At 66.2% G+C, this 21,918-nt stretch carries 20 protein-coding genes and 1 tRNA gene; 9 read left to right on the forward strand and 12 right to left on the reverse strand.

Features of this window, described 5'->3' with window-relative positions; all coding sequences use genetic code 11:
- Window positions 1-4 precede the first annotated feature (4 nt).
- The 3 genes from AC3A3G_RS08610 to AC3A3G_RS08620 all read left to right on the forward strand — a co-directional run bounded on the left by AC3A3G_RS08610 (window position 5) and on the right by AC3A3G_RS08620 (window position 5,477).
- On the forward strand, window positions 5-904 hold the full coding sequence (locus tag AC3A3G_RS08610; RefSeq protein WP_487487973.1) for a 4-(cytidine 5'-diphospho)-2-C-methyl-D-erythritol kinase: 900 nt from the start codon (window positions 5-7) through the stop codon (window positions 902-904).
- A 35-nt stretch (window positions 905-939) separates the two neighbouring features.
- Entirely contained in the window at window positions 940-1,833 is an 894-nt protein-coding gene (locus tag AC3A3G_RS08615) for a hypothetical protein (protein ID WP_487487974.1), read from the forward strand.
- 443 nt (window positions 1,834-2,276) lie between these two features.
- The gene (locus AC3A3G_RS08620) at window positions 2,277-5,477 is read left to right on the forward strand and encodes an autotransporter domain-containing protein (protein ID WP_487487975.1); all 3,201 of its coding nucleotides are present in this window, start codon (window positions 2,277-2,279) and stop codon (window positions 5,475-5,477) included.
- A gap of 90 nt (window positions 5,478-5,567) precedes the next feature.
- Here AC3A3G_RS08620 and AC3A3G_RS08625 read toward each other — a convergent pair whose 3' ends face one another.
- On the reverse strand, window positions 5,568-6,317 hold the full coding sequence (locus tag AC3A3G_RS08625) for a polysaccharide deacetylase family protein (protein ID WP_200165849.1): 750 nt from the start codon (window positions 6,315-6,317) through the stop codon (window positions 5,568-5,570).
- A 111-nt stretch (window positions 6,318-6,428) separates the two neighbouring features.
- Here AC3A3G_RS08625 and AC3A3G_RS08630 point away from each other — a divergent pair, with 111 nt between their 5' ends.
- From AC3A3G_RS08630 to glyS, 3 genes are all read left to right on the forward strand, one after another.
- A complete protein-coding gene (locus AC3A3G_RS08630; RefSeq protein ID WP_003165881.1) occupies window positions 6,429-7,328 on the forward strand; it encodes a glycine--tRNA ligase subunit alpha in 900 nt (299 codons plus the stop codon).
- A 77-nt stretch (window positions 7,329-7,405) separates the two neighbouring features.
- Window positions 7,406-7,831, forward strand: a complete 426-nt coding sequence (locus AC3A3G_RS08635) for an endonuclease domain-containing protein (RefSeq protein ID WP_413371645.1) — start codon at window positions 7,406-7,408, stop codon at window positions 7,829-7,831.
- Window positions 7,831-10,032, forward strand: a complete 2,202-nt coding sequence (gene glyS / locus AC3A3G_RS08640; protein ID WP_289648534.1) for a glycine--tRNA ligase subunit beta — start codon at window positions 7,831-7,833, stop codon at window positions 10,030-10,032. The genes AC3A3G_RS08635 and glyS overlap by 1 nt, the downstream gene beginning before the upstream one ends.
- A gap of 244 nt (window positions 10,033-10,276) precedes the next feature.
- Here the strand turns inward: glyS and AC3A3G_RS08645 are convergent, their stop codons facing one another.
- The 6 genes from AC3A3G_RS08645 to AC3A3G_RS08670 form a co-directional block, all read right to left on the reverse strand.
- Entirely contained in the window at window positions 10,277-10,822 is a 546-nt protein-coding gene (locus tag AC3A3G_RS08645; protein ID WP_289648532.1) for a hypothetical protein, read from the reverse strand.
- A 42-nt stretch (window positions 10,823-10,864) separates the two neighbouring features.
- Window positions 10,865-11,815: a hypothetical protein gene (locus AC3A3G_RS08650; protein WP_289648530.1), complete on the reverse strand. Its 951-nt coding sequence runs from the start codon at window positions 11,813-11,815 to the stop codon at window positions 10,865-10,867.
- A 2-nt stretch (window positions 11,816-11,817) separates the two neighbouring features.
- Window positions 11,818-14,355 (reverse strand): fimbria/pilus outer membrane usher protein, encoded by a 2,538-nt coding sequence (locus AC3A3G_RS08655; protein ID WP_289648528.1) that lies wholly within the window; start codon window positions 14,353-14,355, stop codon window positions 11,818-11,820.
- Window positions 14,356-14,468: 113 nt separating this feature from the next.
- Window positions 14,469-15,485, reverse strand: a complete 1,017-nt coding sequence (locus AC3A3G_RS08660) for a fimbrial biogenesis chaperone (protein WP_200216238.1) — start codon at window positions 15,483-15,485, stop codon at window positions 14,469-14,471.
- A 10-nt stretch (window positions 15,486-15,495) separates the two neighbouring features.
- Window positions 15,496-16,257, reverse strand: coding sequence for a spore coat protein U domain-containing protein (locus AC3A3G_RS08665; protein WP_200165859.1), 762 nt, complete (start codon window positions 16,255-16,257; stop codon window positions 15,496-15,498).
- Between the two features lie 156 nt (window positions 16,258-16,413).
- Window positions 16,414-16,944, reverse strand: coding sequence for a hypothetical protein (locus tag AC3A3G_RS08670; protein WP_487487976.1), 531 nt, complete (start codon window positions 16,942-16,944; stop codon window positions 16,414-16,416).
- Between the two features lie 207 nt (window positions 16,945-17,151).
- On the opposite strand from AC3A3G_RS08670, the gene AC3A3G_RS08675 reads away from it, so the two are divergent.
- Window positions 17,152-18,003 carry a hypothetical protein gene (locus AC3A3G_RS08675; protein ID WP_200165863.1) on the forward strand — a complete coding sequence of 284 codons (852 nt, stop codon included), beginning with the start codon at window positions 17,152-17,154 and terminating at the stop codon, window positions 18,001-18,003.
- A gap of 14 nt (window positions 18,004-18,017) precedes the next feature.
- On the opposite strand, the gene AC3A3G_RS08680 is transcribed toward AC3A3G_RS08675, so the two are convergent.
- The 4 genes from AC3A3G_RS08680 to AC3A3G_RS08695 form a co-directional block, all read right to left on the reverse strand.
- Window positions 18,018-18,524 (reverse strand): helix-turn-helix transcriptional regulator, encoded by a 507-nt coding sequence (locus AC3A3G_RS08680; RefSeq protein ID WP_125901705.1) that lies wholly within the window; start codon window positions 18,522-18,524, stop codon window positions 18,018-18,020.
- Window positions 18,525-18,837: 313 nt separating this feature from the next.
- Window positions 18,838-19,272: a hypothetical protein gene (locus AC3A3G_RS08685; protein WP_487487977.1), complete on the reverse strand. Its 435-nt coding sequence runs from the start codon at window positions 19,270-19,272 to the stop codon at window positions 18,838-18,840.
- Between the two features lie 246 nt (window positions 19,273-19,518).
- Window positions 19,519-19,968, reverse strand: coding sequence for an NINE protein (locus AC3A3G_RS08690; RefSeq protein WP_487487978.1), 450 nt, complete (start codon window positions 19,966-19,968; stop codon window positions 19,519-19,521).
- Between the two features lie 349 nt (window positions 19,969-20,317).
- Window positions 20,318-20,407 (reverse strand) — tRNA-Ser (locus tag AC3A3G_RS08695).
- A 145-nt stretch (window positions 20,408-20,552) separates the two neighbouring features.
- Here AC3A3G_RS08695 and msrA point away from each other — a divergent pair.
- Both msrA and AC3A3G_RS08705 read left to right on the forward strand, forming a co-directional pair.
- Window positions 20,553-21,203, forward strand: a complete 651-nt coding sequence (msrA, locus tag AC3A3G_RS08700) for a peptide-methionine (S)-S-oxide reductase MsrA (protein WP_368924480.1) — start codon at window positions 20,553-20,555, stop codon at window positions 21,201-21,203.
- Window position 21,204: 1 nt separating this feature from the next.
- Window positions 21,205-21,546 carry an MmcQ/YjbR family DNA-binding protein gene (locus tag AC3A3G_RS08705; protein WP_200165999.1) on the forward strand — a complete coding sequence of 114 codons (342 nt, stop codon included), beginning with the start codon at window positions 21,205-21,207 and terminating at the stop codon, window positions 21,544-21,546.
- Here AC3A3G_RS08705 and AC3A3G_RS08710 read toward each other — a convergent pair.
- Window positions 21,543-21,911, reverse strand: a complete 369-nt coding sequence (locus AC3A3G_RS08710; protein ID WP_200166001.1) for a hypothetical protein — start codon at window positions 21,909-21,911, stop codon at window positions 21,543-21,545. The genes AC3A3G_RS08705 and AC3A3G_RS08710 overlap by 4 nt on opposite strands.
- Between the last annotated feature and the right edge of the window lie 7 nt (window positions 21,912-21,918).

Consider the following 21,918-nt stretch of genomic DNA (forward strand, 5'->3'; position numbering starts at 1 on the left):
CGCCATGTCTGTTTCCGATGTTCTGAGCGGCCTGGCGCCGGCCAAGATCAATCTGTTGCTGCATGTCGGGCCGGTGCGGGCCGACGGCTATCATCCGCTGGTCAGCCTGGCCGTCTTCGCCGATGTCGGCGACCGGGTGACGGTGCGTCGCGCCGAGGCCCTGTCGCTGAGGGTCGAGGGGCCGTTCGCCGCCGGTCTGGACGGGGAGGGCGACAATCTGATCCTCAAGGCCCTGCGCGCCCTGGGCGAGGCGGCCGGGATCGGCGATCCGCCCGTGGCCGTGACTCTGGAAAAGCGCCTGCCCATCGCCGCTGGTCTGGGCGGAGGTTCGACGGACGCAGGGGCGGTCCTACGATTGACGGCGCGCCTGCTGGGCCTCGATCTGACGGGAGGCGCGCTGGAGCGTCTGGCCCTGGCCGCCGGGGCGGACGGCCCCATGTGCCTGCGGGCGCGCCCGGCCTGGGCTTCGGGGATCGGCGAGGCGCTGGAAGACGAGCCGCGCCTGCCCACGCTGCACGGCGTGCTGTTGAACCCCGGCCTGCCGTCGCCGACGGGGGCGGTCTATCGCGCCTATGACGCCGCGCCCGCCGGGGATGCGGATCGGCCGTCGGGGCCCATCGACTGGTCCGTCGCCTCCGTGATCGACTGGCTGTCGGCCCAGCGGAACGATCTGGAGGCGCCCGCCCTGGCGGTCACGCCGGGCATCGAAGAGGCGCTGAGCGCCATGCGCGCCGCGCCGGGCTGTCGGCTGACGCGGATGTCGGGGTCGGGCGCGACGGTCTTCGGCCTGTTTGACGACCGGGCGGCGGCGATCGAGGCGGCCTTCGCCCTGGACCAGCCGGGCTGGTGGTCGCGGCCGGTGGTGCTGGGCGCGCCGGATATCGAACCGCGTGCGGTTATTTAACCGGATTTACAGCCCCTGCGGCCAAGCTGGCGGCCATGACCCAGCTCTCGCCCGAACAGACCGCCGCCTTTGAACGCGTCCTGTCGCGTCTTTCGCCTGCCGATCGCGCTCGCGTCGAAGAGATCAAGGACGCCGCCGCCCGCGCCGCCGCCGAGGTCGCCCCGCACTGGGACTTCGAACTGGCCGCCCGCACCGTGGACGGCCTGCTGGGCGAGGGCGCGAACGACGACCAGAGGCGCGGCCTGATCGCCGCCTGGGGGCTGGAGCTGCCCGGCCGCATCGCCGCCGAGAACCTGCCGCAGGCCGTTCTGGCGGGCTATCCGACCTATGTGGAGCGGCTGGCAGCCTATCTGGATAGCAGGACGGACCCCTATGATCCCGACTTCTGGGCCAAGGACGTGCGGGTGTCCCTGGCGCTCAGCGTGCCGGGCAGCAACACGCAGATGCTGGACCTGTCCTCGCCCGTTGGGCCGGGGCTGGTCGTGCGGCACATGTTGGGCGGGCGCGGCCCCGGCCCCCTGATCGCCTGGGTCCAGACGGGCGGCTGGCGGCCCTGGCTTGAGACGCACACCGAGGCGCGCGACTTGTCGGATTTCAACGAAGCGGGCTGGGAGCGCAACTGGGCCGCCGCCGCCGCCCTGTTGAAGACGCGGCCGGAACTGGCGGGCGTCATCGGCTCCAGCTGGTTTTTCGATCCGCCGCTGGAGGCCATCAGCCCGCGCCTGACCTATCTGCGCACCACGCCAGTGAACAACGGCGCCTTCATGATCCATCAGGGCGGCGGCGATATCCACGACGAGCGCGCCTCCGCCTCGTCGCCCACGCGCCGCGCCATGATCGAGAAGGGCGAATACAGCGCCTGCTCCTGGCTGCTGTGCTGGCCGCGCAGGCCGCTGATTCGCTGGGCGTCGCAGCAGGGCCTCATCTGAGGGCAGGGCGGCTGCAAACCTCCCACCCATAAGGTGCGACATCTTGGCGCACCGTGTCCGGATTTCTCGGCTGAGCCGGGGGACGAAATCTCGTGCCCGGCGCCCGGCCGCGCTCGAAAAAGCGGGGCTTGGAGAAAAATTCTAATTTCGAGCAACTGAAGCGTTGCCGTATCGTAAAATCCTTATTGTGAAGAAGAAACTCCGTTCCATGATTGACAATAGTCGGAACTTTCCGGCTCAAATGCAGATGGAGGGAGCGCCGTGAATCGACGGTCAGGGGACTATCGGGACGGACGCGCCTTTTTGTGCAGTCACCATTGCGGGGAACCATGATCAACGCGTTCAAGGCCGGCCTTCTTGTTGCAGTCGCCGGATCGGCCCTTGTCTGGGCCAGCGACGCCTCCGCCTAGGCGCCGGTCACGCCCCCGGCGGGCGGTTTCTATATGGCGGACGGCTCGCGCACCGCCGATTATCAGGCGGCGCTGGCCTCCTGGCGTGAAGACGCGCAGTTCTCGATCGACTATTCCAAGGCCTATCTGGGTCTGGAGCACGCCTACGCCCTGGGTCTGACGGGCAAGGGCCTGACGGTCGGCGTCAATGACGCGGGCGTCTACATGGACCACCCGCTGTTCGGCGGCGCCGGCAAGATCAAGGGTCTGCACACGGTCGTTTCGGACGACTACGGCAACGACGGCCGCATCAACCCGCGTCGTCGCTGGGAAGGCCACGGCACCCACGTCGCCGGCACCATCGGCGGCGCCCGCATCGAAGGCGAGGCCATGTTCGGCAACGCCTTCGGCGCCAACATCTATTCGGCCACGACCAATTTCGCCGCCGGCGACTTCCTCTGGTACCGCGACGTCTTCATCAACGGCGATATCGTCAGCACGGCCCAGACCAACATCGTTGATCTGGCCGCCACGGGCGAGGTGCGGATCATCAACAACAGCTGGGGTTCGAGCAACAGCCTGCCCTACAATGCGTCCGAGGCGGTGGTGCGCCAGGCCTTCGGCCCCCGCAGCAACTACGGCGACTTCTACAAGCCGGTGCTCGACAACGACGTCCTGGTCGTCTTCTCGGCGGGTAACGGCTACGGGGCTCACGCCGGCATCGACGCCGCCGCGCCCATGTTCGATCCGCGTCTGCGCTCCAACTGGCTGTCCGTCGCCAACTACACAAGCGACCTGACGCCCAGCGCCTCGACCAGCTTCTGCGGCCAGACCGCGACCTGGTGCGTTGCAGGACCGGGCCATCAGATCGTTTCGTCGGTGCCGGGTTATGACTTCAGCCTGAACGCCATCGCTGCAATCTACCGTCCGGCGGACTATCGCCCGCTTTATACGGCGACGAGCGTTGCGGCGCTGCAGACCGCTTCGGTGAACCGCTTCCTGGGCGAGCTGAACACCTATCTGACGAACAAGCGCGCCGCCGCCGCCGCCGGGCGCCCGTTCGACGAGGCCGCCGCGCGTCGTCGCGTGGCCGAAGAGGCCGTCGCCATCACCCTGATCTCCGGCGGTCGTCTGGGCGATCCGAACGGCTTCACCGCTCAGCTCGCGGGTCTGCTGACCTCGACCAACAACATGGCCCTTCTGACGCCGGACTTCTCGTCCGACGTGCTGACCCAGGCTAACGCCCTGCTGATGCAGCGCCTGGAGACGCTGATCACCTACACGGGGCCGGGCTATGAGGCCTATACGGGCACCTCGATGGCGGCGCCGAACATCTCGGGCTTCGCGGCCCTGCTGATGGAGCACTTCCCCGAATACGACACGGCCCTGATCGGCGACATCCTGGTGTCCAGCTCGCTGGACCTGGACACGCTGGGCGTGGACCTGAAGTCGGGCTGGGGCGCGCCTCAGATGCAGGTCGCGCTGCAAGGCCCGACGGCCCTGCGCGACGTCCGCGACGTTGATGTCCGCGTCGGCACGGTGGACGTGTGGAGCAACGACATCGGCGACGCCCGTGATCGTTATTCGGCCGAGGTTCTGGCCTCCTATCCCGACGACATCGGCGGCATCGTCAAGAAGGGCGGCGGCGAGCTGATCCTGACGGGCGCCAACGACTACAGCGGCGTCACCCGCGTCGAGGGCGGCCTGCTGACCGTCAACGGCAGCCTGATCAACTCGGCCTCGACCGTGGCCGAGTTGGGCATGCTGGGCGGCGTTGGTCGTCTGGCCGGTCTGACCGTCGAGAAGGGCGGCGTTCTGGCGCCGGGCGGCTCGGGCAATCTGTTCGGTACGCTGACGGTCGCCGACGACGCCGTATTCAAGGCCGGTTCCTATCTGTGGATCCGCTCGAACGTGAACGGCGCGGCGCACTCGCGTCTGGCGGTGGAAGGCAAGACCACGCTGGAAGGCGGCGAGGTCATCGTGAAGGCCGACCAGGGCAACTGGAATCTGCGTACCCGCATGAACATCCTGCAGTCGGCGGGCGGCGTCACCGGAACCTTCACGGGCGCCAAGAGCGATCTGGCCTTCCTGACGCCGATGCTGACTTACAGCGCCAACACCGTGCATCTGACGCTGGCGCGCAACGACGTCACCATCGCCTCGGTCGGCGCCACCCCGAACCAGAGGGCGCTGGGCGGGGCCCTGGACGTCATGACCGCTTCGGCCATGACCAATCCGCCGGCCGGCCGCAACACGGCTCTGGAAGACGCCATCCTGGACGGCAGCGCCGACAACGTCCGCGCGGCTCTGAACAGCCTGACGGGCGAGGTTCACGCCACCCTGGCGGGCGTCGCTTCGGGCGACTCGCGCTTCATCCGAGACGCCATGCTGACGCGCGGCCGTAACGGCACGACCGAGGCGACCGACGGTCGCGGCGTCGCCGTCTGGGCCTCGGGCGTCTTCGGCAGCGGACGTCAGGACAACGGCGAACTGGCCGGCTTCCGCAGCGAGGCCACCGGCTATCTAGCCGGCGTCGAGAAGACGCTGAACGGCCGCGCTCACATCGGCGTCGCCGTCGGTGAGAGCCAGTCGGAAATCCGCGCCAACCGTCTGCGTTCGACGGGCGAGGTCAAGACCCAGCACATCGGCGTCTACGGCGCCGCGACGCTGGGCGGCTTCGACTTCCGCCTGGGCGGCACCTGGATGGATTCGCGCACCCGCACCGACCGTTCGGCCTCGCTGAACCGCTTCAACGAGCAACTGACCGGCCGCTATGACGGCGAAGCCTGGCAGGCCTACGGCGAAGTGTCGTGGCGCAAGTCGGTCATGGCCTCGACCGTGCTGGAGCCGTATCTGAACTACACCCGCGTCGAATATGATGCGGACGTGGTCGAGCGCGGCGGCGACGCGGCCCTGTCGGGCGACGTCTCCCAGACCTCGGACCTGCTGACGGCGGGTCTGCGCTCTGAGACGCATCTGGCGGGCGGCAACGGCCGTCCGGCGCTGTCGGCGATCGGCCACCTGGCCTGGACCGAAGACCTGAGCGGCGACGGCCCCGTGTTCAACGCGGCCTTCTCGGACGGTCCGGTGTTCCGCGTCGAAGGCGCCGATCTGAACTCGGGCGCGCTGCAGGCGGGCCTGGGCTTCAACATCGAGGCGTCCAAGTCGACCAATATCGAGGTCGGCTACTCGGGCGTCTTCAACGACGACTACAAGGACCACCGCCTGACCGGCCGCGTCAGCTTCCGGTTCTGATAAGGCGGGCGTCGGGGCTTCGGCCCCGGCGATCCTGACGGACAGACGCCGTCGCCCTCAGCGGGCGGCGGCGTTTTCTTTGGGCGGGATTTAAAGGTCGCCGCTCAATCGCTCCCACGCCTCGCCGACCGGCAGGATCTCCAACCCCGCCGCCTTGGCCAGGCGGATCAGGCGGTCCAGATCCTCGGGCGTGCAGCCGTAGGGGGTGGGATCGCTCTCGACGTCATGGCCATAGGCGATCAGCCAGCCGGGCGCCTCGGCCGCGCGGGCGACCAGGGCCTCCAGGTCGTAGTGGGGCAGGCGGCGGGACTCCAGGCCGATGGCCTGAAGGTTGGCCCGGTCGGCGCGTCCGGCGTTGACCCCGTCGCGCACGCCGCGACCCAGCAGGAAGCGCTCGTCGATCACCGCCTTGGCGCCTAGAGCCACGTCGCCGAAGGGCCAGGCGAAGGTGGTCATGACGTGGCCATCCAGTCGTTCGGCGACCCACTCGGCGTTGCGTGCCAACTGGCCCGTCAGGTCGGCGGGGCTCAGGCGCAGGGCGCTGACGTGGTCGAAGGTGTGGCAGCCGACTTCATGCCCGGCCTCATGCGCGGCCTGCAGGTGTTCGACCTCGAACTGGGCCTTGCCGATGTTCTCGCCGCCGCACAGGCCGCCCGCGACGTAATAGCTCGCCCGAACGCCGTGTTCAGCCAGGATCGGCCCCGCCTCGGTCCAGGCGCTGGCCGGGAAGTCGTCGAAGCTGAGGCTGAGAATCCCGCGCGCCGGCGCGACCGTCACCGGCCTGACGCCCATATAGCGCGCCGCCCGGCGGCGCATCTGATCGATCCGTTGCTGCATCATGGGCGCCTTCTAGCGCAGATGCGCTTGCAGAAGGGTGAAGGATTGCACCGCCTCGCCTTGCTGGCGAAGCGTGGCGGCCCTATGGTCCGCGCCTCCCGAAATCGGACCGAAATGTCGACCGTGGCCGCTGCTGAACCTCTCTCGTTTCAGGATCTGATCCTGACCCTGCACCACTATTGGAGCGAGCAGGGCTGCGCCATCCTGCAGCCCTATGACATCGAGGTCGGCGCCGGCACCCTGCACCCCGCCACCGTGCTGCGGGCGCTGGGCAAGAAGCCGTGGAAGGCCGCCTATGTCCAGCCGTCACGTCGCCCCGGCGACGGCCGATACGGCGAGAACCCTAACCGGCTGCAGCACTATTACCAGTATCAGGTCATCCTGAAGCCGAACCCCGACAACCTGCAGGAGCTGTATCTGAACTCCTTGCGCGCCATCGGCATCGACCCCAGCCTGCACGACATCCGCTTCGTCGAGGACGACTGGGAGAACCCCACCGTCGGCGCCTGGGGCCTGGGCTGGGAGGTCTGGTGCGACGGCATGGAGGTGACGCAGTTCACCTATTTCCAGGGCGTCGGCGGCATCGAGGTCGACGTGGTCTCGGGCGAGCTGACCTACGGGCTGGAGCGTCTGGCCATGTATGTTCAGGGCGTCGACAACGTCTATGACCTGAAGTTCAACAAGGAGGGCCTGACCTACGGCGAAGTCTTCCTGGAGAACGAGCGCCAGCAGTCGGAAGCCAACTTCCACGGCTATGACGTCGCCGCGCTGAAGCGCCGCTTCGAGGACATGGAGCGCGAGGCCGCCCACTTCCTGACCATGAAGGGGCCGCAAGGGCAGCCGCTGGTGCTGGCCGCCTATGACCAGGTGCTGAAGGCCTCGCACCTGTTCAACCTGATGGACGCCCGCGGCGCCATCGCCGTCGCTGAACGCCAGAGCTACATCGGCCGCATCCGCGACCTGTGCAAAGCCTGCGCCCTCGCTCAAGTCGAACACGAACGGGCGACGGCGTGACGATTGACGGTCACGCGCAAGCTCCCTTCCCCCTTGATGGGGGAAGGGCCGGGGATGGGGGTGACGCCGCCAGCCCAGTGCGCGCCCGCCATCTGACCGGTGCAGTCGGCCGCGCCCGTCGCCTGCGACGCGACATGACCTTTCCCGAACGCATCCTTTGGGACGAACTGCGTCGCTTAAGACTCAACATCCGTCGCCAGGCGCCGATCGGCCGCTACATCGCCGACTTCGCTCATCATGACAGCCGCCTGATTGTGGAAATCGACGGACCGCTGCACGACGAACCCCAAGCGGTCGCCTATGACACCGAACGCACCGCCTGGCTTGAAAGCCAAGGCTTTCGCGTGGTCCGCTTTTCCACCAAACAGGTGACGGACGGCCTGCCGGACGTGGTCGACGCGATCCGTGCGACCGTGCTGTCACCCCCATCCCAACCCTTCCCCCATCAAGGGGGAAGGGCTCTCTGGCGCGCCCGCGATCAATGGGTGCGGGACGAAAACTGATGCCCCAGCTTCTCCTCGAAATCTTCTCTGAAGAAATCCCCGCTCGCATGCAGCAGGGCGCCGCGCGCGATCTGGAGCGCATGGCGTCGGATCGCCTGAAGGCCGCGGGCCTGATCTGGGACGCGCTGACGACCTATGCCGGGCCGCGCCGTCTGACGCTGGTGATCGACGGCCTGCCCGCCGCCACGCCCGACCGCAATGAAGAGCTGAAGGGCCCGAAAACCTCGGCCCCCGCGCAGGCGCTGGAAGGCTTCCTGCGCAAGACCGGCCTGACGCAGGACCAGCTGGTCGAACGCGACGGCGTCTGGTTCGCCGAAATCAGCAGCAAGGGCCGCGCGACCACCGAGGTCGTGGCTGAGAGCGTCGACGACATCATCCGCCATTTCCCCTGGCCCAAGTCGATGCGCTGGGGCACGGGAACCCTGCGCTGGGTGCGGCCGATCAAGCGCATTCTGGCCCTGTACGACGGGGCGGTGATCCCGTTTGAAGTGGATGGAATCCCATCCGGCGACGTGACTGAAGGCCACCGCTTCATGGGCGCGGGCCAGCCGTTCGCGGTCAAGGACTTCGCCGACTATCGCGCCAAGCTGGAGCGCAACTTCGTCCTGCTGGACGCCGCCGATCGCAAGCTGCGCATCCTCGAAGGCGCCAAGGCCGTCTGCGCGGCCAAGGGGCTGGCCCTGGTCGATGACGACGGCTTGCTGGACGAGGTGTCGGGCCTGGCCGAATGGCCGACGCCGATCCTGGGCGACATGGACCCGCAGTTCCTGGCCCTGCCGCCGGAAGTGGTCCAGCTGTCGATGAAGGTGCACCAGAAGTATTTCGCCGTGCGCGAACCGGGCAAGGAGGGGCTGGCGCCGCACTTCGTCGTCGTGGCGAACGTCGAGGCGACCGATGGCGGCGCGGCCCTGGCGGCGGGCAACGCCAAGGTGCTGTCGGCCCGCCTCAGCGACGCCGAGTTCTTCTGGACCGAGGACCAGAAGGTCGGCTTCGACGCCTGGAACGCCAAGCTGAAGGACGTCACCTTCCACGCCAAGCTGGGCACGCTGGCCGAGCGGGTGGACCGTATCGCGGCGCTGGCGCGCGAGATCGCCCCGCTGGTCGGCGCCGACCCGGCTCAGGCCGAACAGGCCGCGCGCCTGTCCAAGGCCGACCTGGCCTCGGGCATGGTGGGCGAGTTCCCGGAACTGCAGGGGATCATGGGCGGCTACTACGCCCGTCTGGCCGGTCAGCCCGACGCCGTGGCCGACGCCATCCGCGACCACTACAAGCCGCAGGGACCGGGCGACACCGTCCCGACCGCCCCGGTCACGGTCGCCGTCGCCATGGCCGAAAAGCTGGACACCCTGGTCGGCTTCTTCGCCATCGACGAAAAGCCCACGGGCTCGAAGGATCCCTACGCCCTGCGCCGCGCCGCGCTGGGCGTGATCCGGCTGGTGCTGGAGAACGGGGCTAGGTTCGGTTTGGTTGATGTGACCGCTCGTCCTGCGGCCCGTGTACTCTTGGAGGGGGCGAGACGCGCCGCTGAACAAAAGTGGCAACAGGTCGAAGATCTGAAGGGAATGCCCGCGGACAAGGCGGGTAAAATTTTCTCGCGAATGCGCGAAATTGCCGAGAAATTTGAGCAAGCTGACGATCTCTCTGAGCTTGGTTACGAGGTTCTTCGGGAGAATGAGCTGGCTGACCTTCTCTCCTTCTTCGTCGACCGCCTGACCGTGCTGCTCCGCGACAAGGGCCAGCGTCACGATCTCGTGGCGGCCGTTTTCGCGTTGGGCGACGACGATCTGGTGCGGATCGTGCGTCGGGTGGAGGCGCTGGCCGCCTTCCTGGCGACGGACGACGGGGCGAACCTGCTGGCGGGTTACAAGCGCGCCGCCCAGCTGCTCAAGGCCGAGGAGAAGAAGGGGCCGCTGCCGGAAGGCGCCGTCGCCACCGGCCTGCCGAACCAGCCGGCGGAAGAGACCGCCCTGGCCTTCGCCGCCGCCGCCGCCGCCTCGGCCGTCGACGCGGCGCTGGAGGCCGAGGACTTCGCCGCCGCCATGACGGCCCTGGCCGCCCTGCGCGGTCCGGTGGACGCCTTCTTCACCGCCGTCATGGTCAACTCCGACGTGGCCGAAGAGCGCGAAAACCGCCTGAAGCTGCTGGTCCAGGTGCGCGGCGTCATGAACCGCGTCGCCGACTTCGGCCAGATCGCGGGCTGACGCGCTCAAGCAGCCGAAGGCGTTCGCGCACAAAAATCGTCCTTCTCCCCTTGTGGGAGAAGGTGGCCCGTCAGGGCCGGATGAGGGGTGTCGGCTCTGCGTTTGATCGGAAGCCGCTAACCTGTTTCCTCGCACCCCTCATCCGTCCGGCTTCGCCGTCCACCTTCTCCCACAAGGGGAGAAGGCTCTGAGAGTGCTACCGCCTTCGGCTGCTTGAGCCCCCTCTCCCTCAAGGGGAGAAGGATCAGGCCACCGCATAGCGGGCGGTGATCCCGTCCGGCTGGAAGTCGTGCTGCGCCAGCCGCTCCAGCGAGGCCAGGACGCGGGCCAGGAAGTCTTCGGGATCGCCGTCCTCGATCGCCGGGCGCAACCAGTCGGTGACGAGGGCGCGCGCGGGATAGGTTCCAACCGGGCCGGGGACGCTCAAGGCCACCTCGATACCCTCGGCGATCCAGCCCGCCACAGTGACGAAGAACTCCATCCCCGCCAGGAAGTCCGAGCGGCGCAGGACATAGAGGGTGATCACCCCGTCCTCGACCCCGTCGGGCCGCACGATCACGCCGCTGCGGTCCGGGCGCCAGTTGTCCGATAGTTCGACCGCGCGCCACAGGCAGAACCACACGCGGCAGGTCTGCGGCCGGATTTCGTGCACCGAGCACCCGGCCCCATCGACGCAATAGCCGCACAGCTCTCCCGTCGGCTTGGCCAGTTCAGGCAGGTCCAGCGGGATCACGCGACAGCACTCGACGCAGCCGCCACAGGTCCGGTCGGGAAGAAGGGGAAGACTCATGCCCGCCCCTTAACCGAAAACCTGGCGAAAAGCGCCTGCGGCTCAGATCGGCGCCACGGTCAGTTCGATCAGGTCGGAATAGAGACCGGCCCGACGCCGCGCCGTCTCACCCACCTGCAGTTGTAGATCATATGCGTCTTCGCCCAGGCCGGTGCCCTTGCGGCTCTCTACCTGACCACCCGTGCCCAGGTTGATGGAGCGGCTGCCCAGGCTCAGGCGGTAGGGCACCCACCAGGACGAGTCCTCGGCCAGCACTAAGCGGCCCTTGTTGCGCGACGACACCGCGACGCGATAGCCGCCGGTGCTCTTGACCCACACCTGCAGCGGCAGATTGGTCCCGCCTTCGGCCAGTTCGCCCAGTTCGATCCGGCCGCCGCCGTCCGTGCGGGTGAATGCGCCGCGCAGGCCCATGACGGCCGACGGCTGGACGTTGAGCGCAAGCACCAGCAGCTTCTCCGCTGAAATGCGATTGTCCTTGGCGCGGAAGGCGAATTGCACCGGCTGTTCGAACAGGCCGTCCTGGCTGAGTTGATCGACATCGACTTCAAGACGATAGCGGCGCGTGACGCGCGCGCCCGGCTGAAGCGCCAAGGCCGCTCCGCTTGAACGGGCTTGGGATCGGCCGGCTACCGGCGTCAGGTTCGCCGCGGAATACTCGTCCGTCAGGCTGTAGGGCAGGGTGGACCAGCGGCCGCTCGGTCCTGTGGTCGGCCGCAAACCGAACGGCTGTCCCACAGTGTTGACTTCCACCTCGCCCTCACAGGCGGCTGCACCGTCGTTTGACCAGGCGATGTCGAAGGTGGCGAAGGCCGCATCGTCGCCATAGGGGTCGTAGCCGCGGATCTCCCATCGCGCCTGCTGAGGCTCGATCTTCACCTGGCAACCGGGGGCCGGGCGCGACGCCTGCGCCGAGGCGGCTCCGGCCGCCGCGAGCGACGCGATCAGCGCCATGCCGGCGAAGGCGGACGACGCACGTTTTTGAAGAACGCTCATGCTCAATCTCCTTCAGGCGCAGCGATGTCGACGTGGATGACACGCAGATTGTAGAGGCCGTCGTTGTCGGCCGGGACGGTGAAGTCGAAGCCGCCCCTGGGGTCGGTGAACAGTTCGACGCGATAGCGCCCGCCCGGTTTCAGCCCCTGGACGGCGAAGCGGCCGACGCTGTTGGTGAAGAAGGGCTGGGAAGGGGCGTCGGGTTCGTCCAGGGCGATCACGCGCCCGCCGATCAGCGACAACGGCGCCGGGCCCGCGGCTCCGCGCCCGGTGACGGAGCCCACGGCGCTGACGAAGGCGTCCGAACCGATCTCGAAGGCGTAGCCGCTGCGATAGGCCGGCCGCACCCGCCGGACACCCTCGCCGATATCGTAGCCGGCCGGTACGTCGATGACGTCGTAATAGACGGAATCGTTCACGTATGATCCCAGGTAGGGATAGAGCACGGGGCCAAGGGGGCCGCTGGCCGCTGAATAGCGGCCGTCGCGCAGGACTTCGCCGGCGATGACCGGACGGCCTTCCAGGCTGGGGTGGCCGTACAGGATGGCGAAGCTGTCGGCGACGCGCCGGCCAATGGCGGCCTTGCCTCCCGCGAAGGCGATGGCGGTCGAGACGCTGGCCGTCGTGACCTGCTGGTCGCTGATGGAGCCGAAGTCCTGGCCGTATCCCGCGTGCGAGACCGAAGCGTTGAAGCGGTTGCCGACATAGTCGACGCCGCCCGTCAAACTGGCGGGGCCGTCGTCGTAGGTGGCGATAGCGGAATAACCGATCGAACCCGCCAGATTTTCGGGGATCTTGTAGAAGGAGGCGCTGGCGCTGTTCAGGTTGGAATCGTAACGCGCGTCAGCGCGCACGTCGCTGGACGGCCGCCAGGTCAGGGCGAAGGTAAAGCCCCAGCCGTCGCGGTCGCGGCGGCCGCCGGGCGTGTCCTCGTATTTGAGGTAGTTCACGCCCGCCTGGGCGCTCCACTGGCGATTGATGGCGTAGTTGGCCGTCAGGTCCGAGCGGAAGGAATCCCCCAGTCCGGCGTTGTCTCGCGATTTGTTGTAGGCCAAGCCCACGCTGCCGTAGAGACGATCGGAGAAGACGCGAGAATACTGGCCATAGGCCTGCCAGGCGATTGGGTTGGACGCGTCCGGGTCCGAAAGCGTCGCAAAGCCTTCCGACACATGTTCGAACTGGAGCGTGAAGAAGTCCGAGGTCGTGGGGCGGTCGATGTAGAAGTCGTAGGCTGCGACCAGGGCGTAGCCGCTGCCGGCCGTGTTGCTGTTGCTGGCGCCGGCCTGAAGGTTCAGGCGCGACCCGTTGCGCAGGATGAATTGGGTCTGGGCGTTGGCCATCTGGACCCGTTCGCTGGCCTGAAACCCGACGCCTAATGCGGGCCTGTCGATGAAGGCTTTGCGCCAGTAGCCGGTGAACGCGAGGTCGCCATCCGAATAATCCGGCTGGCCGAAGCTGGGCCGCCCGACGACACCGAAGTAACCACCATACTCATATTCGCCGGGGTCGAGGTCGATCGAGTCGATATAGGCGCTGTAGCGATAGGACTGTGATGCGCCGGATCCGTCCACCACTACGACTTCCAGGTCGTTGCTGCCTGTCTGTACCGGCAGGTTGGAGAGGTCGTACTGGCCAGGATCCAGGCGCAGTTCGCGCACTAGGGCGCCATTGCGCAGGATACGGACGGTGGATTCGCTCTGCAGCAGCAGTTGGCGATCCTGACGGAACACGTTCGGACGATAAGGATCGAAACGCCGTCTTTGGCGCGTCACCCCGACGCCGCCGACATCGGCATACCCCTGCAATCCGCGGAACTCGGGGTTGAGGTCGCCGACGGTCCAGCGCCTGTATTCCTGCGGTTGATCATAGACAAAACGGGCGTAGCGCCTCAGCCATTCATAGTCGCCGGATCCTAGCGTTTCGCGTCCCTGAACTTCGGCTTCCAGAACCAGGCCCCGCCAGCGGCCGGCCCCGTTTAGATAAACATTCGGCGCGGGAGCTTCGCTGGTTGCGTGACGATAGCTCCAGGACGCAGCCGCGTTCAGAAAGGCCGAGAAGGGAAGGGGAGACGCGCCTGCTTCTTCGGGGCCGCCGCGTTCGAACAAGACTTCCAGGCGGCGCAGGTTGGGGGCGATGCGCACTACCAGCAGAGACAGGGCCGTCGGATCGTATTCGAGCGAAACGCCCTGATCTGCCAATTCGTCGCCTTCGAAACCCTGCTGACCGGCCAGCTTCATCGTGAGCGCCGCAGCGGCCTCATCGGTTAGCAGGGGAGCGATCAGTTCAAGAAAGCCCGCTGAATCGACGATGAAACGGTCGTCGCGCGTTAGCGTTACCGGCACCTCCCCCAGCGGCCGCCGATTGAAGGTCAGAGGCGCGGTCAGGGTGATGTCGCGGTTGTAGGGGTTGATGTTCGGCCGAACGGCGGCCGCAGGCGCTGCGTCGGTCTGACCCGTGGACGCTGTCTGAACGTCTGCTTGATCCGGAGCCTGAAGCGCGGCGCCGGTTGCGACGCTTTCCTGAGGCGAATCCTGGAGCAAGGGAGGGGCCGTGATGATGGGCGCGTCCTCTGGGAGCGGAGCCGCTCTGGCGGGGGCCGCGCCGTTTGACGCCAGCACGGATGCCAGAATCGCCGTGGGGACCATGCGGGGCTTCATTGGCTGAAGCGCACCTTGATCGGCGCGTCAGGCGAGAAGGCGACGCTGGTGGGCAGATAGAAGGTCCGGTCGCCTTTCAGAGGTTCAAGATAGCCGGCGCCCACCGCCTCATTGACGGTGGAGGCGTCCAGTCGGATTTCCGTGCGGGTTCCGTCCGGGCCGCTTCCCTCGACCCACCATGTGGCGCCGCTCATCAGGGCGTAGCGGCGGCCGGCGTTGCGCACGCGGACCTCGACGCCGGGAACCTTGTCGGCGGTCTGCGTAGGCGTAGCCTCACCGGTCCCGCCGAGGCTTTCATCAATCACTGGGGCGGCTGGGGCGGCGTCTATTTCAATCGCGCGAGCGCTGACCACAGACACGTCCGCCGTTGCGCCCGGAGGGGCTACGGTGACGAGCGACTTCATATGATAGACGACCTGAACCTGGGCGGCGAGGTCGCCGCTGGCGCCCTCTTCCAATTCGACGGGAAGCTGGCGAATGCCGACGTAATAGGCGCGCGATACGTCGATGTCGGGGTCTCCGACCCACTGGACCCGGATCACCTGGCGGCCGCGTACAGGCACGACGCCTTGCGGCGGGAAGACCAGGAAGTCCTCATCCGCGGGCGTTTCGACAAGCTTGCCGTCCTCGTCGAAGGAGATGCGCGTGATGCGCGTTTCATAGGGCAGCGCTTTGGCGGCGAGGTTCTGCACCTCGATCCGGGCGGAGGAGCCGGCGCCGCGCGAAGAAATTTCCGCGACCATGGGCGATACGCGCATCGCTTCGACGGCGGTGGCGGTGATTCCCAGGAACAGGGTAGCGGCCAGAATTAACCCGATACGGGATCTTTTCTTTGGTTGGTCGGCGCGCATCGCGGTCCGATATTTCAGCCCTAGTCCCATATTTATTCTCCCCCACGGCCTGCGCATTCGTGTACCGACGTCATGCAGAATTCGTGCCACTGATACGCGAATGACGTGCGTACTGATGCTTGAAGCCCGCCCGACAGGGCCGGGCGGGCTTCTTCTCGTCACTGGGCCGTTTTTAGATGGCGGCCAGTTCGATCGTCAGGGTGTCCTGATAGGTGCCCGAGACCAGCGACTTGTTCGGGACCGGCACGTTGATGTTGACGTTGAAGTGCGACTTCCAGGCGCCTTGGACCTTCAGGTCGCCGGCTTCGGTGGTGTCGACAGTCAGCGTTTGCGTCGAGGCGGTCGCCGAACCGGCGCCGGCGGGAACGCCGGTCCAGGTCGCATCCACCTTGTACGGCAGGTTGGCCTGGAACTGGGCGCCGTCGAAGGCGCCGGCGAAGTTGGACTTCATGCCGGCAATGCCGTTGGCCTTGGTGATGCGGACTTCGTTGCGGGTATTGCAGCCTGCCGTGTTGGTCTCGATCGAGGCGTTGGCGGCTCCGGCCATGTCGAACGCGTCGTCAACGCCGCCGTTGTCCAGCGTGTTGATGCCGATCTGGCCGAAGTTCAGGACGGTGTTGATGTTGCCCGAGTAGAAGGAGCAGTCTTGCGAGACCTCGCCGCGCAGGGTGAAGCTGGCGGTGGCGTTGCCGGCGGTGCCGATGTTGTTGGCGACGCTGCCCGAGGCCGAGATCCACGACGCGACTTCCTCGCCGCCGAAGAAGGTCGACAGGGCGTTGGCGCTCTGGCCGGCGATGGCCGAACCCTGGCCCGAGCCGCTGATGCTGCCGACGATCGGCAGGTGAGCCGCGCTCTGGCTGAAGCTGCCGGCCGAAGCGGCGGTCGCGGAGAGGGCCAGCACAGCGACGCCGGCGATCAGTTGATAGGCTTTCATTTCAGTCTTCCTCCAAGAAGTGCGCAGGATTGCGCCAGTCACACCCGCTTTGGCCGCGCCGCACACGCCGAGCTTCCGCACCGTCCGCTCAGCAGCCCCTCTGGGGCGCCAGGCATCCGCTCGACGCTCGATATGCGTTGCGTCCATCGCCGGTCCTTACAGCCTCGGAACGAGGCTGATCTCCACGGTTTCCCAGTAGCGCCCCGCCAACAGGCCGGCGCCTTCGGGCTCCATCATCTCGATGTTCAGGCTGCCGCCGTCGAAGGCGACGCCGCCACGGCTTGAGATCACTTGTCCCGCTTGCAACTGCCGGCTGGTGAAATCGCCCGCCGCCGCGCCGCCGCGCCCGCCGCGGCCCGGATGTCCGGTTTCGAGGGGCACGTTGATGGCGAGGCGATAGGCCGCCAGGCCGCTGTACGGCCCTTGTCCGCGGGGCAGGCTTTCATGCGCCAGTCCGCCATTGGCGGAGCGCAGATTGATGTCGAACGGGACGTTGCAACTCAGGCCGAAGCGCGTCTCGACGGCCAGGCCGCTACGTCGCAAGTCGCCGAAATCGACCCCGCCCAGGGCGCCGATATCGCAACGCGGTGAAATCCGCCCGACGGCTTCGAGCGTCAGTGACTTGCGCCCGGCGTCGTCCGCCTTCGCCGTCGTACCCGCGACGGCCAGCATGGCGACTGCAAGCATACAGGCTGTTCGCATCTGCTCCCCGGCGTCGGTCGCCGCTCCCTCGTTCGAGGGCTAAGGAGCACGTTAGGCTTTTGTTAATCGTCCCCCATTTGGGGTACGCGCTCGAAGAAAAAATAGTTAATTTCATGATTATTCGATGAAATTCGCCGCGTAAGCGAATTGGGGCGGCCTTCCCCCTTGTCGAATTCGTTGACGGAGCCCGGCATGAAAACCCTTTTGGCGGCCATTTACGCTCTGGCGCTTGTCGGTGAGCAGGACGCCGCTACGCCTGATGCTGCTCCTGCGGCTGTCCTTGAGGTTCAACATCGAGCGGACGCTGTCGGTGATCGACGCGTCTTCGTCAGCGAGACCGAACTCTCTTCATCCGGGGCGGGCGGCGACGCGCGTCAGGTCAACCGCCAGAAATTCGAGCTCGAGACCATGGCGGCTTCAACGGAGGGAGTGACGCTCCGGTTCAGGCTGTTGGAGGCCTCATTGACTGACAGCAGCGCTCCCGATCTGGAGCGTCTTCTCAAAGCCTGGATCGGGGTGGACGTGGTTATCTCTGCGGATAGCGCTGGGCGGCCGATTGCGTTCGAGGATTGGCCGGCCGTACGAGACGCCTACGCCGCTCGGCTTGGTTCCCTCGGACTGACGAAGGGTGAGCGGGACGTCTTGGTGGCGGGGCTCGACACGTTGTCGTCAGAGGTTCGGCTTTCCCAACTGTTGAGCGATGTGGCCCTCCTGGCGGAGATGCAGCCGCGCCAGCCCTTGACCGAAGGGCGTTTCGAGCAGCCGGTTCAGAGCGCGGGCGAAACCTCCAGATCAGGGGTGCAATCGGTTTCCCGATCCGTTGACGGATGCGGGCTTCTGCTCACGCGATCGCTCAGTGCGGAAGGGCCGGGCTCTGCCGGTGCGGCGGACAGCATGAAGCGGGATACGCGCGCGACCCTTTACGTGACGGATGGATGGGTTTCTGAAGTCAGTCGTACGACCACGATGCGCGTGGGCCATGAACGTTCGGATGAGGTTGTACGTATCGTGCGTGACCCACCGCCGCCGTGTCCTGCAGCCTGATCATCATTGACGGATCAGGACAGTCGGAAGGGCGATATCTTGGCGAACATCTCTTCGCGGCTGCTGACCCCCAGTTTGGCGTAGGCGCGTTTGACGTGCGTGCGGGCGGTTTCCAGGGTCACGCCGAGGTCGTGTGCGGCTTCCGTCACTGTAGCGCCGTCGACCAGACGTTTCAGCAGGGTCGTCTCCGCCGAGGTGAGGTCGAGCGCGGGGCCGAAATCGGCCCATAGGCGGCGTGATCCTGCGGTGTCGCTGAAAGCCAGGATGACTGCGTCGGCTTTACCGAGCGCGATCCGCACAGCCCGGATGATCAGGCAGTCTCCGCCGCCGTCACGTCGCGCCAGAACCCAGGCTCTAGGCTCGTCACCCAGATTCTCGAGAAAGGCGGCGAAGGCGAACAAGCCGGTGCGTTGTGCGAAGCTCAGCCGCCCGCCGACCTCTCCAAGATCTCGGTCGATGTCCAGAAGCCGCCGCCCTTCGTCATTGCTCCACAGAAGGTGGAGGCTGGGCGTAATGATCATCGCAGCGCGGCTGCAGCTTCTGCTCCAGGCTTCAGAGCAGGCGGCTTCATTGACCGATTCAATTTCATAGAATCGACGCGCCTCTGCCGTTCCCTTCAGGCCCACCCCGTACCCTCCGTCGACAATCTGGCGTCCGCAGACCCCATCTCGCTTCCCTCGACATTATATCGATCAGCGAACGACGTCATTATGTAAAATCGAAAGAGGGGATTGTAAATTTTCAAGCCCGTGCAGCGCCCAAGGGTGATCCGCAGGCAGGCAAACAAAACCCCCCGCCGACGTATCGGCGGGGGGCTGGGGTTGAGCGTTCGGATCAGATTGGCTGGATCGTCAAGGCGAGGACCAGCGGCTCTTCCAGTTGTACGTCGTCGAAACGGTAGGCGATGGTGCGGATAGCGGCCATGTTGGAGCGACGCAGCTCCAGGTTGCCGCTCTTGGTCAGGTTTAATGACCGTTCGCCATAGGTCATGCGCGCCTTCTCCGTCTGTTTGAGCGGTCGGTAGGCCGCTGAGACGGTGAAGCCTCCGGGGCTGTTGCAGGCTTCGATCACCGAACCTGTCCGACCGGTTTCCGCCACGACGGTCGCGTCGGGCCTCACCCAGCACGCGACCGGTACGACCGCGCGCAGTTGATAGGAACCGCCAGCCTTGGGGCCGGCCGAAGCGATCTGCGGCGAAGCGAAAGCCGTCACGGCGATGGCGACGGCGGCGAGAAGCGCGTGGCGGCGCGATCGCATCAACTTGGTCATGGCGTCCTCATGGGCTCCTGATTGCAACAGGACCATAAGGGAGGGGCTCTTAACGCTCGCCGATCAGACAGCCTTAGCGGGCGCTTAAACGCCATCGTGAATCAGCGTTAAGTTTCATTATCTTGACGGGCAAGAAAAGACACTCTGGCCAGCCGTGCCGGAAGCGCGCCGGTCCAGCGGGACGTTCGTCTGATCGTGAACGGGCGGTGAACCGTGTAACGTCGGCGCTTGGTCGAATGTGACGTCCTACGGCGTCACGGCGGCCGGTACGTCCAGCAGGCGACGCTTCTGAACTTCATACTCATCGCCGGAAATGGCGCCGCTGTCACGCAGCTCTGCGTACTTGGCCAGTTCATCAACGGACGCGGCACGCGGTGCGGGGCTGGAGTTCAGGCGTTGCATGAGCGTGTTATTGTGCTCAGCTACCATCCCGCCCAACGTGAAGAGGTCGATGAGCAACCAGATCCCGAGCGGGATGAGGAAAAGCAGCCCAAAACCTAGAAACCAAATCGTGGTCCAGCCGAAAAACGACAGGAGCAATTGGGTCACGGCGGAGCCTGTGCGGCCGATGTAGAAGCGGTGCCCGCCGAAGCCGCCGGCGAGGAACCACAACAAATACGCGACGCCAGCCGATTTCTTGTTGGCCTCGAAGGTCATAATCGCCTGGGCGTCGGCGCTCAAGGGGCTGTTCGTCATGGATTTTGTTTCCCAGCAGTGACGTCGTTCTTTCAGGCGGGCGCGCGCATGTCAACGAGGAGGCTTGCCCGCAACATGGTCACGCGCATGTCCCTCCGGAGGGCGGCGGCGGCTGTTCTTGTCGATGGGCGCGTCCGCGATGATGAGGCGTTTCCAGCCGAGAAGGCGGGGGCGTTCTCACCGAGGTTCGAAAGGATGAGGTGCGCAGGCGGGGGATCAGCGGCTGCTGACGCAAGACGCTTTCGCTATGATTGGCGACATGCAACACGCACAAGCTTTGGTCAACCAGACTGGGAAGTCAGCCAAATCGAATGGTAGCGGACTGAAAATGAGAGAAATGGCGATGGTGTGGCGGACAGAGAGGGATTCGAACCCTCGATAGAGTTGCCCCTATACACGCGTTCCAGGCGTGCGCCTTCAACCACTCGGCCACCTGTCCATTCCACCTGAGCCCGGATGCGTCCGGGGCGGAGCCGTCGGGAGCGGACCGACGGGAGGGGCTGATTAGAGCATGACGCCCCCATGGGCAAGCGCCCTTGAAGCCTCCATATAGGCGAAGACGCTGTTTTCGCGGAGTTCGCGCCATGTTGTTGAAGAAGAATGCTGAACTGCCCACGCCTGAGACGGCTCTGCCCGGTCGGGCCGAGGCGTTGCCGACCGATGAGGCCCACTTCGTCCTGGGCCATGCGCTGAAGGGGCCGCATCCGGCGAGACTGCAGACGGCTGTGTTTGGCATGGGCTGTTTCTGGGGCGTCGAGCGGGTGTTCTGGCAGTTGCCGGGCGTGTGGGTCACGTCGGCGGGCTATGCGGGCGGGATCACGCCCAACCCGACCTATGAGGAGGTCTGCTCGGGCCGCACCGGCCACACGGAGGTGGTGCAGGTGGTGTTTGATCCGGCCCGGATTTCATACGGCGACCTGCTGAAGGCCTTCTGGGAGAACCATGACCCGACGCAGGGCATGCGCCAAGGCAACGACCAGGGCACGCAGTATCGCTCGGCCATCTATACGTTGAACGAGGCGCAGCAGGCGGAGGCGCTGGCCTCGCGCGAGGCCTATCAGGCGGCGCTGAGCGCGGCGGGGCGCGGGGCGATTACGACCGAGATCGAACCGGCCGGGCCCTACTATTTCGCCGAGGGCTATCACCAGGGCTATCTGGCCAAGAATCCGGCGGGCTATTGCGGCATCGGCGGGACGGGCGTGGTCTGCCCGATCGGCTTGGGCGTCGGGGCTTAGGATGGATCGCGCGGGCGTGGGCAAGGCCTGCCTGGCTTTGCCGGGGGCGACGATGGATCACCCGTTCGGGCCGGGCCATGACGCCTATAAGGTCGGGGGCAAGATGTTCGCCATCATCGGGGCCGAGGGCGGACTGTCGTTCAAGGTCTCCGACATCGCCTATGAAGTGCTGACCGAGGAGGGGCGGGCGGCGCCGGCTCCCTACTTGGCGCGGGCGAAGTGGGTGCATCTGGCCGGTCCGGGCGATTGGCCGGATGATGAACTGGCCGATCACCTGAAGTCGGCCCACGCCCTGATCGCCGCCAAGCTGACGAAGAAGGCGCGGGCCGAACTGGGGCTTTAGGCGGCGGCGTTCCGCGATCGGAACCACAGGTAGAGAATCCCCACGGGCGCGATGAAGATCGAGAAGCCCCACAGGAAGAAGTTCACCAGCACCTTCAGGAACATCAGGACGACGGCGTTCATGAAGAAGACGGTCTCGCCCATCATCACCCGCTTGATCTCGTCCCAGACCAGTTTGGAGAAGGGAAACAGCAGGGCGCCGACGCCGAACACGGCCAGGGTCACGGCGCGGTCATGCAGGGGCTTGGCGCCGTCCAGCGACAGCACCATCCAGATCATGAAAGCCATGAAGGCGGCGCTGAGCACATAGGCGCGGATCAGATAGCCCGGCTGCACCGAGCTGAAGATGCGTTTGATGAAGTTCATGTCGGAG

The organism is Brevundimonas sp. Soil_N_31, from assembly GCF_057655995.1.

Excerpts from the sequence above, each read along its gene's own strand:
- AC3A3G_RS08665 (WP_200165859.1), bottom strand. The coding sequence starts at position 16,257 with ATGAAAGCCTATCAACTGATCGCCGGCGTCGCTGTGCTGGCCCTCTCC.
- AC3A3G_RS08620 (WP_487487975.1), top strand. The coding sequence starts at position 2,277 with ATGGCGGACGGCTCGCGCACCGCCGATTATCAGGCGGCGCTGGCCTCC.
- AC3A3G_RS08710 (WP_200166001.1), bottom strand. The coding sequence starts at position 21,911 with ATGAACTTCATCAAACGCATCTTCAGCTCGGTGCAGCCGGGCTATCTG.
- AC3A3G_RS08705 (WP_200165999.1), top strand. The coding sequence starts at position 21,205 with ATGGATCGCGCGGGCGTGGGCAAGGCCTGCCTGGCTTTGCCGGGGGCG.
- AC3A3G_RS08650 (WP_289648530.1), bottom strand. The coding sequence starts at position 11,815 with ATGAGCGTTCTTCAAAAACGTGCGTCGTCCGCCTTCGCCGGCATGGCG.
- AC3A3G_RS08680 (WP_125901705.1), bottom strand. The coding sequence starts at position 18,524 with ATGATCATTACGCCCAGCCTCCACCTTCTGTGGAGCAATGACGAAGGG.
- msrA (WP_368924480.1), top strand. The coding sequence starts at position 20,553 with ATGTTGTTGAAGAAGAATGCTGAACTGCCCACGCCTGAGACGGCTCTG.
- AC3A3G_RS08630 (WP_003165881.1), top strand. The coding sequence starts at position 6,429 with ATGTCGACCGTGGCCGCTGCTGAACCTCTCTCGTTTCAGGATCTGATC.
- AC3A3G_RS08685 (WP_487487977.1), bottom strand. The coding sequence starts at position 19,272 with ATGACCAAGTTGATGCGATCGCGCCGCCACGCGCTTCTCGCCGCCGTC.
- glyS (WP_289648534.1), top strand. The coding sequence starts at position 7,831 with ATGCCCCAGCTTCTCCTCGAAATCTTCTCTGAAGAAATCCCCGCTCGC.
- AC3A3G_RS08690 (WP_487487978.1), bottom strand. The coding sequence starts at position 19,968 with ATGACGAACAGCCCCTTGAGCGCCGACGCCCAGGCGATTATGACCTTC.
- AC3A3G_RS08610 (WP_487487973.1), top strand. The coding sequence starts at position 5 with ATGTCTGTTTCCGATGTTCTGAGCGGCCTGGCGCCGGCCAAGATCAAT.
- AC3A3G_RS08670 (WP_487487976.1), bottom strand. The coding sequence starts at position 16,944 with ATGCTTGCAGTCGCCATGCTGGCCGTCGCGGGTACGACGGCGAAGGCG.
- AC3A3G_RS08615 (WP_487487974.1), top strand. The coding sequence starts at position 940 with ATGACCCAGCTCTCGCCCGAACAGACCGCCGCCTTTGAACGCGTCCTG.
- AC3A3G_RS08675 (WP_200165863.1), top strand. The coding sequence starts at position 17,152 with ATGAAAACCCTTTTGGCGGCCATTTACGCTCTGGCGCTTGTCGGTGAG.
- AC3A3G_RS08625 (WP_200165849.1), bottom strand. The coding sequence starts at position 6,317 with ATGATGCAGCAACGGATCGATCAGATGCGCCGCCGGGCGGCGCGCTAT.
- AC3A3G_RS08645 (WP_289648532.1), bottom strand. The coding sequence starts at position 10,822 with ATGAGTCTTCCCCTTCTTCCCGACCGGACCTGTGGCGGCTGCGTCGAG.